Raw genomic sequence first — 13,946 nt, 5'->3', positions numbered from 1 at the left:
GCTCGGCGTCGGGCGGGGCCCTTGGGGCGTGGGGCCCTACGGCGTAGAGCGGGACCCCCGGGGGCGGCCGGGCCTTCAGGGGGTGGAGGCGGAGGGGACGAGAGGTGGCGGAGCGGAGAGGTGGCGGGGCGGAGAGGTGGCTGGGTGTGGAGGTGGGGGGCGTCAGGCCGGCGGGCGGGTCGAGGACTGACGTTCGTCCGCACACGACTGCCGGGTCAGCCTCCACACCTGGTCCTCGCCGGTCTCGGCCGGGGCGACCGCTGCATGGGGACGGCGTTCGTACGCGGTGAAGCCGACCCGGGCCGGAACTGCGCCGCTTCGCACGTTGGCCGCGTCGTGAACGATCTCGACCAGGTCGACGCCTGGCAGCCGGAAGGCCTGTTCGCTCAGCGCGCGAGCGGTCCGGGTGGCGACGCCGCGGCCGGTCGCCGAGGGGTGGAGCCAGTAACCGATCTCCCGCAGGTCCTCGCGCGTCTCGTCCCGCTGGAACAGGCCGCACGAACCGGCGATGGCACCGTCCAGGACGATCGCGTACGAGTACTCCTCGCCGCTTTCCCACAGCTCCGCCCGGCGGGCGAGGAAATGCATGGTGTTGTCCAGGCTGTGCTCGGCGACCCAGGGCATCCACGGGCGCAGGTGCGCCAGCGACTCCTCGATGACCTGGAGGAACTCCGGCAGATCCGTCTGACCCTCGAAGGCGCGCAGGGTGAGGGTTTCGTCTACGGCTATGACCCGCGGTGGGAGTTCCATGGGGCGAGGATCGTATGAATCAGGTGCTGCGGGCAACGGAATTGACGCTCCTCCGCGGCGGCGAAAGTGTTTGAGCGTGAGGCGGCTGGGTGGTGAAGCGCCTGGGCGGTGAGGCGTCTCAGTGGTGAGGCGGGCAACCGGCGGCGGGATGGGGGCGGGTCGGTAGCGGCGGTGAGAGCGCTCTCGGTACGGGCCCGCCGGGCGGTGCCGGGGGACGTTGCTCGGCGTGAGAGCGCTCTCGACAGCGCGGCCCTGTTCGGGAGGTGGTGTGACGGGTGGGCCAGGGGGTGCTGGGAGCGCTCTCTACGCGGCCTTGCTGAATGATGCCTGGCGTCGGCGGTTGGCGTGAGAGCGCTCTCGCCGCGACGGCAGCGCACTGTCCCGCCCTCTCGCCGGTCTGCCGTACCTGTCCGCCCGCCGTATCTGTCCGGCTGCCATGTCCCTGGCCTGCCGCGCCGCCTTACCCCGTGCCGCTCACGACCGCTCAGTAACCAGTACCACCTTGCCGAGGTTGCGGCGGGACTCGATCAGCGCGTGGGCGTGGGCCGCGTCCTGCAGGGGAAATTGCGCCGCGATGCGGGTCCGGAGTTTCCCCGCCGCATGCATCTCCCACAGCCCCTCTCGCCAACAGGCATACAACGACGGCTTGTTGCGAGCTATCACTGCCATCTGGAAGCCGATGGCGGACTTGCCACCCACGAGCAGGTCGTATGCCTCGATGGTGCCGCCGCCGGAGCTGAACGCGACCAGGCGCCCGCCGGCTGCGAGCGCTCTCACGGCCGGGGTGAGCAACGCGCCGCCGACCGCGTCCAGGACCACGTCGACCGGTTCGCCCCAAGAAGCGTCGTCGTACAGGAACACCTCATCCGCCCCCAACTCCCTTACGAAGTCAGCCTTTTCGGCAGAACCGACGGCGGCGACGACGCGGCGTGCACCGCCCGCCTTCGCGAACTGCAGGGCCAGCGTGCCGATCGCGCTGGCTGCGGCAGTGACCAGGACCGACTCGCCGGGCTCCGGCCGCGCGGACTCATAGGCGCCCCGCGCCACCAGTCCGCTGCGCACCAGCGCGATGGCGTCCACGAAGCCGGCGTGGGAGGGGATGTGGGAGGCCATCGCCGTGTGCAGGACTGCCTGTTCGGCATAGCCGTGGCCGAAGGAGAGGCCCGTCACCCGGTCGCCGATCGCGAAGTCCACCACCCCGTCCCCGAGCGCGACAACAGTGCCCGCGATCTCGCCTCCCAGGGCCACTGGCTCGCTGCCCTCGCGGACCTTGCGCACCATGGGCAGAGTCACGCCGATCGCCGCTACGTCGAGCAGTAGCTCGCCCGGCCCGGGCGCGGGGGCCGCGACCTCCTCCACGAACAGCACCTCGGGGCCGCCGCTGACCTCGTACCGGATACGGCGCATGGATCACTCCTCCTGATGGAAGTTCGCGAAGTTGATGGTGCGGTCGTCTTGGGAGACGGGGTCCGAACCGGGGTGTTCCGGGGCTCAGACTCGTTGGGGTGCCCAACGATAGACGATGGTGGATTCGTTGGGAAGCCCTATGTTTTCGAGGTAAGGTGAGCCGCATGACATCGCAGCCCGGGAAGCCTGAGAGCGCTCTCCCCGCCCTCCAGCACATCCAGTCGCTGCCCAGCTGGCTCATTGGAAGGGTTGCCGCGCGCGGGCGCGGGCTCGTCGCGGAGGCGCTTGCGGGGGAGGGTGTCAGGATGCTGCACCATGCGGTCCTCGCCGCGGTGTCCGAACTCGGCCCGATCGCCCAGGCCGACCTCGGTCGCAAGGTCGCGATCGATCCCAAGGACCTGGTCGGCATCCTCAACGACCTTCAGGCCGACGGTCTCACCGTTCGTGAGCCCGACCCCCGCGACCGGCGGAAGAACGCGGTCACCATCACCGCGGCCGGAGACGAGCTCCTGAGGCGCTGCACCGTCGTGGCCGAAGAGGCGAACGACCGGCTGCTCGCACCGCTCACCCCAGCCGAATCGCGCCGCCTCGTGGCGCTGCTGACCCGTCTGCACCAGGCGTAACGAAGACGTAGCCGGTGCGTGTGTGGCTGGAACGGGTCCCCGGCGTCCAGTGTGGATCATCACGGCCGGTACGGTGCCGCCATGACCGCACTCGAAGGCGAGCCCGCCGTACTCGACCCCGCGCACACCGCGCTCGTCCTCGTCGATCTGATGGACCGGATCACGGCGCTTCCGCTCGCTCCGCGCACCGGGGAGCAAGTCCTGGATGTCTCAAAGGAGTTGGCGGGATCCTTCCGTGCTGCCGGCGCGCCTGTCGTCCTCGTGCGGGTCGAGCGCCCCGGCGTGGCCACCCAGCCCCCGGGAAGCGCTCTCGTCGCCGGGCTCGCGCACGATGGCGATCTCGTCGTGGTCAAGCGCACCATCGGCGGCTTCCACCGCACCGGTCTGCACGAACTGCTCGCCGAACGCGGTGTCACCACCCTCGTGTTCGGCGGCATCGCCACCAACCTCGGTGTCGAGTCGACCGCCCGAGCCGCGTCCGACCACGGGTACGAGCTGCTCTTCGTCGAGGACGCCATGGCGGCTCTGACCGAGGATGAGCACCGGGCCGCGGTTGCCCTGAACTTTCCCCGCCTCGGCCGGGTCGTCACGGCTTCCGCCATCGGGTTCGGCTGATCGCGTGCCCAAGTTCTCGATATCCGCGGCCGGTTCACGCCCCTGCACGCTCGTCGTCTGCCGCGGCTGCTGCTGCGGTGACGCCGCGAAGAACCCCGGCACCGACCACGCCCGCCAGTTGGAGCGGCTGCGCACTGCGGCCGCGCAATCCGGCGGGCGGCTCGCGGTGCGCACCACCGACTGCCTCGGGCCGTGCGGCCAGGCCAATGTGATCGTGGTCCAACCCTCCGGCCGGGCCCGCCAGAGCGGCGCCCGCGCTGCCTGGCTCGGCTGGGTCCTCGACGACGATGCGACCGACGACATCCTGGACTGGGCGCTGCAGGGCGGCCCCGGAGTCGCCGAGCCCCCCGCGACCCTCGCGCTCCAGGTGATCCCGGCGCCCGCCGAAGCCCGTCGGCGCGGGCGCTAGAGAGCGCTCTCAGGAAAGAGCGCTCTCAGGCCGCCCGGCGGCCCGTCGGGCGGACGTCAGGGGGTTTTCTCACCGCCCCTGCGATTCGCCGGAGCGGCGCAGTAACGTCAGAGAGCGCTCTCACGCGACGCTCCGCCCGGCCCGGCGCCCGCGCGTAGGGATCCGGCGGGAGAAGACCCGGCCAACACAGGATCGGCCGGTGCGGAGAGCGCTTCCTGCCCGCTGCCTGTCGACTGCCTGGCCGACCCGCCCGGTCAAGGCGGCGTCAGACGCCCGAGCCCAGGGCGATCCGTTCGTCCCCCGCGTAGACGTTCATGGAGCTGCCGCGCAGGAAGCCCACCAGAGTCAGGCCGGCTTCGGCGGCCAGGTCGACGGCGAGTGAGGACGGAGCGGAGACCGCCGCGAGGACGGGTATGCCTGCCATCACCGCCTTCTGCGCCAGCTCGAACGAGGCACGCCCCGACACCAGCAGGATGCAGCGCGACAGCGGGAGCCGGTCGTCCTGGAGAGCGCGTCCAACCAGCTTGTCGACGGCGTTGTGACGGCCCACGTCCTCGCGCACGTCGAGCAGTTCGCCCTCCGGCGAGAACAGCGCAGCCGCGTGCAGACCTCCGGTCCGGTCGAAGACCCGTTGCGCCGCGCGCAACCGGTCGGGCAGGCTCGCGAGCAGCTCGGGCTCGATGCGGACCGGGGGAGTGTCGGCGATGGGGAACCGGGCCTGCGTACGGACCGCGTCCAGGCTCGCCTTGCCGCACAGGCCGCACGAGGACGTCGTGTACACGTTGCGTTCGAGGGTGATGTCGGGCACTGCCACATCGGGTGCGAGCCGTACGTCGACCACGTTGTAGGTGTTCTGGCCGTCGGCCGTCGCACCCGCGCAGTACACGATCGACCGCAGCTCGGCCGCGGAGCCGAGGACGCCCTCGCTGACCAGGAAGCCGGCCGCCAGTGCGAAGTCGTCGCCGGGCGTGCGCATCGTGATCGCGAGCGGCTTTCCGTTGAGCCGGATCTCCAGCGGCTCCTCGGCCACCAGCGTGTCCGGGCGGGTCGATACCGCTCCGTCCCGGATGCGGATGACGCGGCGGCGTTCGGTGACCCGTCCCATGTGCTAGTCCCTCGATCGCTCTGGCCGACTTGGTCGGTTCGGTTTGTTGGCCTATTGGCCTATTGGTCTATCGGTGCGGCAGGTTTCGGCGGCCTTGTCGCCCTGCCGCCGGGCCGCCCTGTCGGTCTGCTGCTGCGTCTGCTCGTCGTGCTGGGGGTTCGTCGGGTCCGGCAGGGCCGGTCCGCCGTCAGTCCCGTGTCTATGCGTGCTGGCGGCCGCAGCGTCTCGTGGTGCAACGGTTGCCGTGGGTCACCGGGTGGCTGTGTGGTGAGGTGACCTCGACGGTCTCATTGTCCTGCACATGGAGGGTGAGGTTGCAGTCGGCGTCCCAGTACGCGCACGCGGCGGTCGCTGCGCCCCCGCGCCGCCTGCTTGCGCCCGTACCGAGCTCTGACGCGTCAGCCATTGGGCCATCGGCAGAGCATTGCCGACTGTATGCCTTTCGGGCGGAGGGGGTGTCTGGCGGACTCGGCCGGGCGAAACGCTGACACAAGGCTCCAAAGGTGCGGCAGTGAATCCTGTGGGATCTCGCGCCCATGTACCCATCGGTAGCCACGAAGACTGGATGGCTCCGGATGTCAGCAGCCAATGCTCGTACCGAGGGGACCCGCCAATGACCGGCATGCGAGGCTCACGTCTTGTCGCACTCGGGCACTACCAGCCCGCCAAGGTGCTCACCAATGACGACCTCGCCGAACTGGTCGACACGAGCGACGAATGGATCAGCAGCCGCGTCGGCATTCGTACGCGGCACGTGGCCGGCCCCGACGAGCCCGTGGACGAACTCGCCGCGCACGCGGGAGCCAAGGCGCTCGCCGGCGCCGGGTTGAGCCCCGCCGACATCGACCTGGTCCTGGTCGCCACGTCGACGGCCGTCGACCGCTCGCCGAACACGGCCGCCCGGGTCGCCACCCGGCTCGGCATGGGCTCGCCCGCCGTGCTCGACCTCAACGTGGTGTGCGCCGGCTTCACACACGCCCTCGCCACCGCGGACAGCCTGGTGCGGACCGGCACCGCCACCCGAGCCCTCGTCATCGGCGCGGACAAGATGACCGCGGTGACGGATTGGACCGACCGCAGCACCTGCGTCCTGGTCGGCGACGGCGCCGGCGCCGCAGTCGTCGAGGCGAGCGAGGACGAGCTGATCGGCCCGGTGCTGTGGGGTTCGGTGCCCGAGATGGGGCACGCGGTACGCATCGAAGGCAGTCCGCCGGTGTTCGCGCAGGAGGGCCAGTCCGTCTACCGCTGGGCCACCACGCAACTGCCGCCCATCGCCCGCCAGGTGTGCGAGCGCGCCGGACTCACCCCCGAGGACCTCGCGGCGGTCGTGCTCCACCAGGCCAATCTGCGCATCATCGAACCCGTCGCGCGCAAGATCGGCGCCGTCAATGCCGTCATTGCCCGCGATGTCGTCGTGTCCGGCAACACCTCGGCCGCCAGTATTCCCATGGCCCTGTCGAAGCTGGTCGAACGCGGCGAGATCAGGACCGGTGACCCCGTCCTGCTCTTCGGCTTCGGCGGCAATCTCTCGTACGCCGGGCAGGTCGTACGCTGCCCGTGACCCGCGCAGCACGTGCTGCTGTCCCTGACCTGACGCGGGCGCAGGCATGACCCGCGTGGGCTGCTGACCCTGAGCTGCCTCGGGCGTCGGTCGTGACCCGTGTGGGCTGCTGACCCTGACCCGGCCCGGGCGCAGGTCGTACCCCCCCGCTTGGGCCCCTGTCCCCGGCCCGCCTCGGCCGCCGGTCGTGCCTGCCCCAGGCGAAGGCCGTGACCTGTCCGGGCCGCTGCCCATCATTCGCGCGGGCCGCAGGTCGTGACCCCCCAGCCGTCGGAAGGCCGGCCCGCCCAGCCGTTCCGAGCGTGACGTCAACCGATCAAGCGCTTGCGCCAGTTGAGGGGCGTCACGTCGAGAGCCTGCGCGGGATCGCCGTCCCACGCCACCGACAGGCCGCACCCCTCCAGCGCGGCCACGACCTCCCGTCCCACGGCTGCCGTCGTCTCGGCCGATCCGTCGAATCCCCCGTACATCAGACTGAGCCCATGGCCCGACGCGGCGGCGTCGGTCGCCTGGGTGTAGAAGTAGACGTAGCCGCGGGCCTCCGGTGAGCCGGCCGCGCCTATCTCGGCCTGACCGCAGGATCGGCAGCAGGTGAAGTTCTCCCGGGCCGTGAGCCCCGCCGCCTCCAGCGCGGCGAAAGCCCGGGAGAGCCGCTCGGGATCCGTCTCGCCCTGCCAGGACGCCTGCTCCGCCACCCGCTCCAGCCACAGACGGTCCACCAACTGCTGCGCCTGCGCGCGCGATACGGGGTGTTTGTCGCCCGATACGAGATAGTCAGCGGCGAGCTCCGCCAGTTCCCCGCGGGTGGCGTAACCGCCGGCGATCGTCTCGCGCACGCGGGCCTCCAGGAGCGTGCGGTCCTCGTCGCCAAGGTCCAACTCGGGTATGGGGCCAGGGAGTTCGAACTCCAGGAGCTCCCAGTCCAGCCCCGCGTCCCAGCCCTCCTCCGTCCGCGCCCATCCCGTCATTGCCGCGGCCACCGGCTCCGGTTCACTGAGCGTGGTGCGGAAGTGCCGGGCCGCCGACCCGTCGCGGTGTTCCAGCAGATAGCTCCCACCCGCCTCGTGCCACACCTGAATGAATACGTCGGGCAGGTCGGGGACGCGCTGAACGACGAGGAACCGGTCGTCCTCGCCCCCCAGCCGTCGCACCAGGCCCGCCAGTTGCTCGGCGTCGACCCTGATGTGCCGTCGGCTGTTCTCCGTGTCCACCGCGATCGCAAGCATGTCGTCACTGTCGCACGAGCCACTGACAACGCAGTCAGGCTGCCGTATTGCATCCAATGCAACATGCGATTCGCGCCGGCAAGGCTGGTTATGGCAGGTGGCGAAGAGGCTGGTTTCAGTTCGTCGATGGCGCTGACGCTCTGGCCAGGCCCGCGTAACCAACCCAACGTTGTTGCGTTAAATGCAATTTGAGTCGAGTCGTTGATTTGCCAGGGGCCGCGCACTTGGTCCTCGCCGACGGGGTCGTGTACTGGGACCCCGAGCCCGCCGTCTTCGACGCAATGGTGGATGGGCTCGCCAGCGGCGCACGCGGTTCCTCGACTGGGAGTCGACCATTCGCCCCCAGGGTCTCCCTGGTCAAGCGGCTCGCTCGGTTCGCGAACCAGTACCCCTGGCAGTGGGAGCCCGCGGAACTGGAGGCCTTCTTCGACTACCTTCGAACTCGGCGTCCAGGAAAGCCGCTCGCTGCGTCGACGGCTCGGAACCTCCGAATACCTCGGCCTACTGCTACGACGTCATGGTTTCGAAGGCCTCGCCAGCCGCAACAGCGCCCGTCTTGCCCTGGCCTCCCACCTGCCGGCATCCGTCCTGCCGGCATCCGTCCTCGCGGACCTCACCTGCACGAGCATCAGCAACGCCACACGGTGGACCGGATACGCCAGACGCGACTGGCTCGACCACGTCGCGTCCCGCACGCAGAGCAGATCTGACTGCTCCCCGGCCGACGGCCATGGATCAGAGAGACCGTCACGAGATGGGGGCGGTCATAGCACCTCTGCACATTCGTCGACGAATGCGCAGAGCCGACGAATGAGGCTCAAGAAGAAGGGGGTGGGGTCCGAGTCGCCCTTCATGTGAGGTGCATCCTGGAGCCACTGCTGCCACAGGCCTCCCGGTTCTCGGAAGCGGGCGGCTTGGCCACCTCCAATGTTCAGGTCGATGAACTGGAGAGCGCCCATGACGACGGTCTGGTCGTAGGCGAGGTCGGGGCGGCAGAGGTAGCGATCCAGGTAGGCGGCGAGCAGATCAGCGTCGCGCGCCGTTCCGAAACTGGCCAGGGCCACGCAGTAGGCCAGCCCAACGCAGCAGACCTCGCCGGCCAGCAGGAGTGCCCCGAGGTGCTCACGGAACTCGGCCCGGCGGGAGACGGCTACGAGCCAAGCCGCAGTTCTTCGCTCCCGCCAGCCGCCCTCAAGAAGCTTGGCGACCTCATCTGCGGTGATGAGTCCCGCGTCCTCACGAAGGTCTCGTATAAATCGGTCGCGATCGGGACTTTGCATGCTCAGCAAGCCGCCGCCCAGCTTCAGGTAGCGTCGCTCGGGCGTGACGTAACGACGAACCAGTGCCAGCAACTCAGCATCGTCGTGAGGATGGCGTATCACACTGGCGATCTTGCCGTGACGCCTCGGAACAGAGCCAGTCCTCCGTTGCCCCGATGTGAGTGAGTACGGTAGTTGGCACCTGTGCTGAAGTGTGCGCTCAGCCACAACGCCCGTACGTCAGCCGCCGTAGAGGCCCCACTCGTCGAGGCCCCCGTAGATGTGCGCTTCGAGGCATTGCGGGGCATCAAGGCCCATGGCCTCACCTCGGTAGACGGCGATGAGAGAGTCCTTGCCTCGCCACCACGAGTCGGTCACACCCTGGACTTCGGGGACCGGCTCGAATGCGCCGAGATCCAGTGTGTCGACGGCCTTGCGCTTAACCCTTGTGACGGTCGTGGCCCAGCGGCGGGCATGAGCGGCGAGCGCCAGGGATTCCACCCATCCGTCAGTGCTGGCATGCAGGGGCGTCCACTGGTAGGCGTCGATGCCGAACGTACCGCCGGGGCCGATCATGAAGCTGTAGGCCATGGACACCCGGCAGTCCCCTGCCGGGAACGACCAGCCTTCCGCGGGCACTTGCTCGGGGCGGTCGGCGTCCAGGATGCGCGGACCGCCCTCGTAGAACGGGGCCGGCGGCAGGGCAAGGCCGCCCCAGCGGTCCTGGAAGGCAGCGGCCCGCTCGATCTCCGCAGCGGGAATCCCGTGCTTGAGCCATGCGTCGCGGTGACGACGGATGTCCTGCCGGTGAACACGTATGCCCTCCGTCTCGATGAACCGCCGGGCCCTGCGGCTCAGGTCGGCAGGCGCGACCGGGACGGACGATACGGGCTGGTCAGCCATTACCGCTGCTCGCCGTCCCCGGCGTGGAGCACGGCCGACGCAATCTCCCGTGCGCGCTCCGGGCTGATTCCTGTGCGCTGCTCGATGGCGAGGGGGTGGTCGGTGGGTTCCAGTTCGACGAAGGGGCGCTCGCCGACCGGACGGGTATGGACGCGCGTCTTCAGGTTGAGCGTCGTCGCCGGGTATACCGGAAGATCGGTGGTGAGCCAGCCGAAGTACGGCTTCTCAGCCTCGCGGCCGGGCCTGTCCCACAGATCCGAGGCTCGGGAGAAGCTCTCTCGGCTGAGCGAGACCCAGACGCCCCAGGAGAACACCTCGGCACTGCCGATGACCGGTATCTCGATCCTGCCCTTCACGAAGTAGTGCTGCCCGCGAACCACGCACTGGTCCGCAGAGAGCAAGCAGTCCTCGGCGTCGGCGAAGGCCGGCTGCCACACGGCGGGAGCCTCGGCCGTGTAGTTCATCGGCAGCTCAGGGTGGTGCGCCCCGCAGCACGCGCAGGTGAACCCCACATCATTGGTCATGGGCCCGGAGCCTAGCGACGGACTCCAACCGGACCCGAAGGGGGGCTTACTCGGCCACCGCCCTGCGCGGCCAACTACCACGCCCAGTCACAGCTGGCTCCCCCGACGACAGGCGATGGCACGTGGCTTCCTTGCTTCCTTGGCGCCGGAATACAGCAGCTACGGAACAAGAGCACTCCGCCAATACGGGCCTGTCACCGGGACCCGGACGTCGGCACCGCCGTCGCGCACGAGCCACTGACGACGCCGTCGAGCCAGCCACTGGTGACACCGATGCGAGGGCTACCGGCATCGACGTCGTGCCGCCCACCGGCACCGCCGACGCATACCCCGCCGATGGAGACTCAGAGCCGGCGCAAGGCCGCCTCCACGCTGGTGGTTCCGTTGGTGTTGAACGCGATCTCGGCGCCCGGCGCATGGCGGCGTACCAGATTCACGACCTGCTCGAAGAAGGTCAACAGCGGCTCCGGCTTGCGGATCCCGCCGCCGATGACGACGACGTCCCAGGGCCGGCCGGCCAGCGCGTCCACCACCGTGGACTCGGCCGATTCGTTCAGGGTGATCAGGGCCATGGACGCGTCGATGCCGTGCGCGGCGAAGCGGGCCAGTTCCTCGTCGAGGGCGGCGCGCACACCGTCCCCGTCCATGCCGGGAACGGTGTGCGGGTCGATACCGAGGATCAGAACAGAAGGCATGTTCTGTCTGACGATCACCGGGGGTCGTCCAGTTCCCTCGGGGGGCTCTCGCGCGGCTCGCTCACGGGGTGCTCGACGGCAGTCCGTCGCGGGGCTCGGGGCGGCCTGCCGTCGCGGTGCGACCTGCGGCCGAGGACGGCCGTGTCGGCGCTGCGCCCGGGGCTCTCCGACGTACAAAGAGCCCCATGTGTCACTACTGCGGATGTCGCGAAATCCCCCTCATCAAGGAGTTCATCGCCGAGCACGAGCGCGTCACCGACGCGGCGGGGGACGCTCAACGCGCGCTCGCCGCGGGCGATACCGCGCGAGCCCGGGAACTCGTCGCCTTCATGGCGGGGGAGCTGGAGACCCATTGGAGGGGCGAGGAGAACGGTCTCTTCGCCGTGATGCGCCAGGATCCCGAATACGCGGACTACATCGGCGTCCTGACGCACGAGCACCGCGACCACAGCGTCAGGCTGCGCGCCCTCGACCCGGGGACAGAGGCGGGCCGCGCCGAGTTCGACCTGATGGTGCGGGAACTCCACCAACACATCAGCCGTGAGGAGGACGGGCTTTTCCCCGCATCCCTGACGGCCCTCTCGGGGGACGAGTGGGACCTGTCCATGGCGGCTTGGCGCGAGGCGCACCAAGGGGGTGGTGAGTGAGCAGCCGCGCCTCCCGGCCGCCCCCTCGGGCTGTGCGGGTCCGCGCCGAACCCGCCCGTACCGGCCATACCCTTCTGCCCGTCGTACGGCCTGCCCGCCATCCCCGCCGTACACGCCATGCTGCGCTGCGGTGTGCGCGGATGCCCAGCCAAGTCCCGCGCGGACGCCCGGCCAAGACCCGCGCGGGCGCGCGTGTGCGCGCGTGTCCCGCGGGCTGTCGCGGGCAATGACGCTGACCTGGCGGTGGCGACGAACGCCGCCTCCCACGCCCGCATCAAGGAGCCGGCTGGGAACGCGGTGCTCGTTGCGCCCGCCGGCCAGGTCGACCGGTGGGTGCGCTGGTACTACTCGCGCCGGTCCCGTCAGCGCGGCAAGCAGCCCTGGATCGAGCACCGGGACCTGATCGTCGCGCTCTCGGGGCGGGAAGAGCCGCGGGCCGCCGAACTCATGCGCGCCCACGCCGATCCCGCCCGTAAGAGCTGCCTGGAGCGCTCTCACAGGGCCTGACCGCCGAGGGGCGGTGACCGGGGGCTCCGCCGGAGAGCGCGTTCTGCGGGCAACTTCCTGGCCTGCCAGCCGAGTCACAGCTGCATTGACCCGCAGGGTTGTCGACCCGGCCAGGCCACACCCCCGCACCCCGGCTGGTCCGGCGCCCCCGCGCTCCGCACCGACCCGGCCACCTCACCCGATCCCCTGCCGGTCCGGTTCCAGCGCGAAAGCGCGTTCAGCGGGTTCGGGAAGGGCTCGGGCGACGGCCTGCGCGAGCAACTCCCGCTGTCGCAGCAGGGGTTCGCGCCGCGCGGCCGGGACGAGCCGCAGCAGATCGTCCAGGCCCGCCATGAGCCGACGGGTGACCTGCGGGTTCCCGACCGCGCAGAGCCGGATCTCGGTGAAGGCGAGATCGACGACGTCCGCCCAGTCCGGCACGTTCTGCACCAGCCTGACCTTCCCCTTGCTGTCCGGATGCGCGACGGCGCCGAGCGGCCGATGTGCCAGCTCCGTGAGCAGCTGGACGATGCGATCCAGGCACTGCACGGCGGTCGTGGGGTCGTTGATGGCGTGCGAGAGCGCTCTCAGCGCGATGTCGCAGAGCTGGCGCAGACCGAACGTCAGGTCCTGGTGGAAGGTGCGCTCGGCCCCGACCGTCACCGTGTAGCGCAGCGCGCCGCGCGAGGGGACGTCGCCCTCCCCACCTCGCCCCTCGTCGCCGTGGACCGCCAGGAGCGGCGTGCCGGTGACCACGAAGTCCCCGAGCCGGGGAAGCAGTCGCAGTACGACGCCCTGCCGCTGGGCGGCGCGCACGAGCCGGGCGATGTTGACGTCCCGCAGCACCCCGGCCCGCCCGGTGTAGCCGATCCGGCCGCGCTCCGCACCCATCGCGCCACCGTCGAATTCCCCCCGCGGCATCTTGTCCACCACCCGCAGGGACTCACCGGCGATCCGGTCGACGACATGGCCGATCCGGATGAGCCGCAGCGTGGAGCTCACGTACGCGATGAAGAGGAACAGGCTCAGGGCGACCATCAGCAGCGTCAGGACGGTCTGGACGAACGGGACCGTGGTCACCAGACTCGGATCGGCCTCGCTCTCGAACGAGGTGAGCACGAGGAGCGACAGCGTGAAGGTGGCCAGGAAGACGGCGAACGTCAGCTTGGTGATGCGGGACCGCACGAAGATCCGCACGACCCGCGGGGTGAACTGGGCGCCCGCCATCTGCACGGCCACCAGCGAGATGCTGAACACCACGCCGATGAAGGTCATCATCGCCGAGCTGACGGTGTTGATCACGGGTTTGGCATCGTTGACGATCCGGATCAGCTCGTCGACCTCGTCGAGGTTCCCGTGCTCCTGGAGGAGCCGCACGAAGGTCACGTCCAGCTCGCCGGCGCCGGTCCACAGCAGGAAGACCAGCACCATGGCCGCGGTGGGCGCGAACCAGAACGTGTCGCGCAGGTGCTCGCGCAGTGGTGAGAGCGCTCTCGGCCGCCGGTATCCGTTGCCCTTGGTCACCCGGCGAGGCTAGGCCTGCATCGCAGTGCTGATGCGGCCGCGTCGCCGTGTGGTCCCACAGTCGTACACACATTGGTCCTCACGGAGTACGCGCCGGGGCGGCCGGGGCCGAAGAATGGAAGCCAGGGAAACGAACCCGGTCCGCCGGGGCTGTGCGGCTCGGGGTTCGCCCCGGCGGGGTTGCAGCTGCGGTACGCCCCCGACGTCCTGCC

At 70.0% G+C, this 13,946-nt stretch carries 15 protein-coding genes and 1 pseudogene; 6 read left to right on the top strand and 10 right to left on the bottom strand.

What is annotated here, in order from left to right; genetic code table 11:
• Positions 1-162: 162 nt before the first annotated feature.
• On the bottom strand, positions 163-750 hold the full coding sequence (locus tag ACGF3I_RS08095) for a GNAT family N-acetyltransferase (RefSeq protein WP_393129791.1): 588 nt from the start codon (positions 748-750) through the stop codon (positions 163-165).
• Positions 751-1,224: 474 nt separating this feature from the next.
• Positions 1,225-2,157, bottom strand: a complete 933-nt coding sequence (locus ACGF3I_RS08090) for a zinc-binding alcohol dehydrogenase family protein (protein ID WP_393129790.1) — start codon at positions 2,155-2,157, stop codon at positions 1,225-1,227.
• A 164-nt stretch (positions 2,158-2,321) separates the two neighbouring features.
• Here ACGF3I_RS08090 and ACGF3I_RS08085 point away from each other — a divergent pair, with 164 nt between their 5' ends.
• From ACGF3I_RS08085 to ACGF3I_RS08075, 3 genes are all read left to right on the top strand, one after another.
• On the top strand, positions 2,322-2,780 hold the full coding sequence (locus ACGF3I_RS08085; RefSeq protein WP_393129789.1) for a MarR family winged helix-turn-helix transcriptional regulator: 459 nt from the start codon (positions 2,322-2,324) through the stop codon (positions 2,778-2,780).
• A gap of 81 nt (positions 2,781-2,861) precedes the next feature.
• Complete coding sequence (locus tag ACGF3I_RS08080) at positions 2,862-3,395, top strand: isochorismatase family protein (RefSeq protein WP_393129788.1); 534 nt, start codon at positions 2,862-2,864, stop codon at positions 3,393-3,395.
• A 4-nt stretch (positions 3,396-3,399) separates the two neighbouring features.
• Positions 3,400-3,804 (top strand): (2Fe-2S) ferredoxin domain-containing protein, encoded by a 405-nt coding sequence (locus ACGF3I_RS08075; RefSeq protein ID WP_393129787.1) that lies wholly within the window; start codon positions 3,400-3,402, stop codon positions 3,802-3,804.
• 265 nt (positions 3,805-4,069) lie between these two features.
• On the opposite strand, the gene fdhD is transcribed toward ACGF3I_RS08075, so the two are convergent.
• Together fdhD and ACGF3I_RS08065 are read right to left on the bottom strand one after the other, a co-directional pair.
• On the bottom strand, positions 4,070-4,909 hold the full coding sequence (gene fdhD / locus ACGF3I_RS08070; RefSeq protein ID WP_393129786.1) for a formate dehydrogenase accessory sulfurtransferase FdhD: 840 nt from the start codon (positions 4,907-4,909) through the stop codon (positions 4,070-4,072).
• Positions 4,910-5,108: 199 nt separating this feature from the next.
• A pseudogene (locus tag ACGF3I_RS08065) lies at positions 5,109-5,258 on the bottom strand (Fe-S-binding domain-containing protein); the annotation flags it as partial.
• Between the two features lie 273 nt (positions 5,259-5,531).
• On the opposite strand from ACGF3I_RS08065, the gene ACGF3I_RS08060 reads away from it, so the two are divergent.
• Positions 5,532-6,470 (top strand): beta-ketoacyl-ACP synthase III, encoded by a 939-nt coding sequence (locus ACGF3I_RS08060; RefSeq protein ID WP_393130195.1) that lies wholly within the window; start codon positions 5,532-5,534, stop codon positions 6,468-6,470.
• 308 nt (positions 6,471-6,778) lie between these two features.
• Here the strand turns inward: ACGF3I_RS08060 and ACGF3I_RS08055 are convergent, their stop codons facing one another.
• From ACGF3I_RS08055 to ACGF3I_RS08035, 5 genes are all read right to left on the bottom strand, one after another.
• Positions 6,779-7,696: a DUF6891 domain-containing protein gene (locus ACGF3I_RS08055; protein WP_393129785.1), complete on the bottom strand. Its 918-nt coding sequence runs from the start codon at positions 7,694-7,696 to the stop codon at positions 6,779-6,781.
• Between the two features lie 764 nt (positions 7,697-8,460).
• On the bottom strand, positions 8,461-9,078 hold the full coding sequence (locus tag ACGF3I_RS08050) for a DUF6000 family protein (RefSeq protein WP_393129784.1): 618 nt from the start codon (positions 9,076-9,078) through the stop codon (positions 8,461-8,463).
• 117 nt (positions 9,079-9,195) lie between these two features.
• On the bottom strand, positions 9,196-9,858 hold the full coding sequence (locus tag ACGF3I_RS08045) for a hypothetical protein (protein ID WP_393129783.1): 663 nt from the start codon (positions 9,856-9,858) through the stop codon (positions 9,196-9,198).
• A complete protein-coding gene (locus ACGF3I_RS08040; protein WP_393130194.1) occupies positions 9,858-10,322 on the bottom strand; it encodes a DUF2199 domain-containing protein in 465 nt (154 codons plus the stop codon). Before ACGF3I_RS08040 ends, ACGF3I_RS08045 begins: the two co-directional genes overlap by 1 nt.
• A 404-nt stretch (positions 10,323-10,726) precedes the next feature.
• Positions 10,727-11,077 carry a hypothetical protein gene (locus tag ACGF3I_RS08035; RefSeq protein WP_393129782.1) on the bottom strand — a complete coding sequence of 117 codons (351 nt, stop codon included), beginning with the start codon at positions 11,075-11,077 and terminating at the stop codon, positions 10,727-10,729.
• Between the two features lie 185 nt (positions 11,078-11,262).
• Here ACGF3I_RS08035 and ACGF3I_RS08030 point away from each other — a divergent pair, with 185 nt between their 5' ends.
• Together ACGF3I_RS08030 and ACGF3I_RS08025 are read left to right on the top strand one after the other, a co-directional pair.
• On the top strand, positions 11,263-11,724 hold the full coding sequence (locus tag ACGF3I_RS08030; protein WP_393129781.1) for a hemerythrin domain-containing protein: 462 nt from the start codon (positions 11,263-11,265) through the stop codon (positions 11,722-11,724).
• Positions 11,725-11,841: 117 nt separating this feature from the next.
• A complete protein-coding gene (locus ACGF3I_RS08025) occupies positions 11,842-12,231 on the top strand; it encodes an FCD domain-containing protein (protein ID WP_393129780.1) in 390 nt (129 codons plus the stop codon).
• Between the two features lie 174 nt (positions 12,232-12,405).
• Here the strand turns inward: ACGF3I_RS08025 and ACGF3I_RS08020 are convergent, their stop codons facing one another.
• Positions 12,406-13,734, bottom strand: coding sequence for a DUF2254 domain-containing protein (locus ACGF3I_RS08020; RefSeq protein WP_393129779.1), 1,329 nt, complete (start codon positions 13,732-13,734; stop codon positions 12,406-12,408).
• Positions 13,735-13,946: the final 212 nt, after the last annotated feature.

The organism is Streptomyces sp. NPDC048111 (genome assembly GCF_043202815.1).
Taxonomy (GTDB): domain Bacteria; phylum Actinomycetota; class Actinomycetes; order Streptomycetales; family Streptomycetaceae; genus Streptomyces.
Note: the sequence above shows the minus strand (reverse complement) of the source record. Positions and strands in the feature narration are given on the sequence as shown.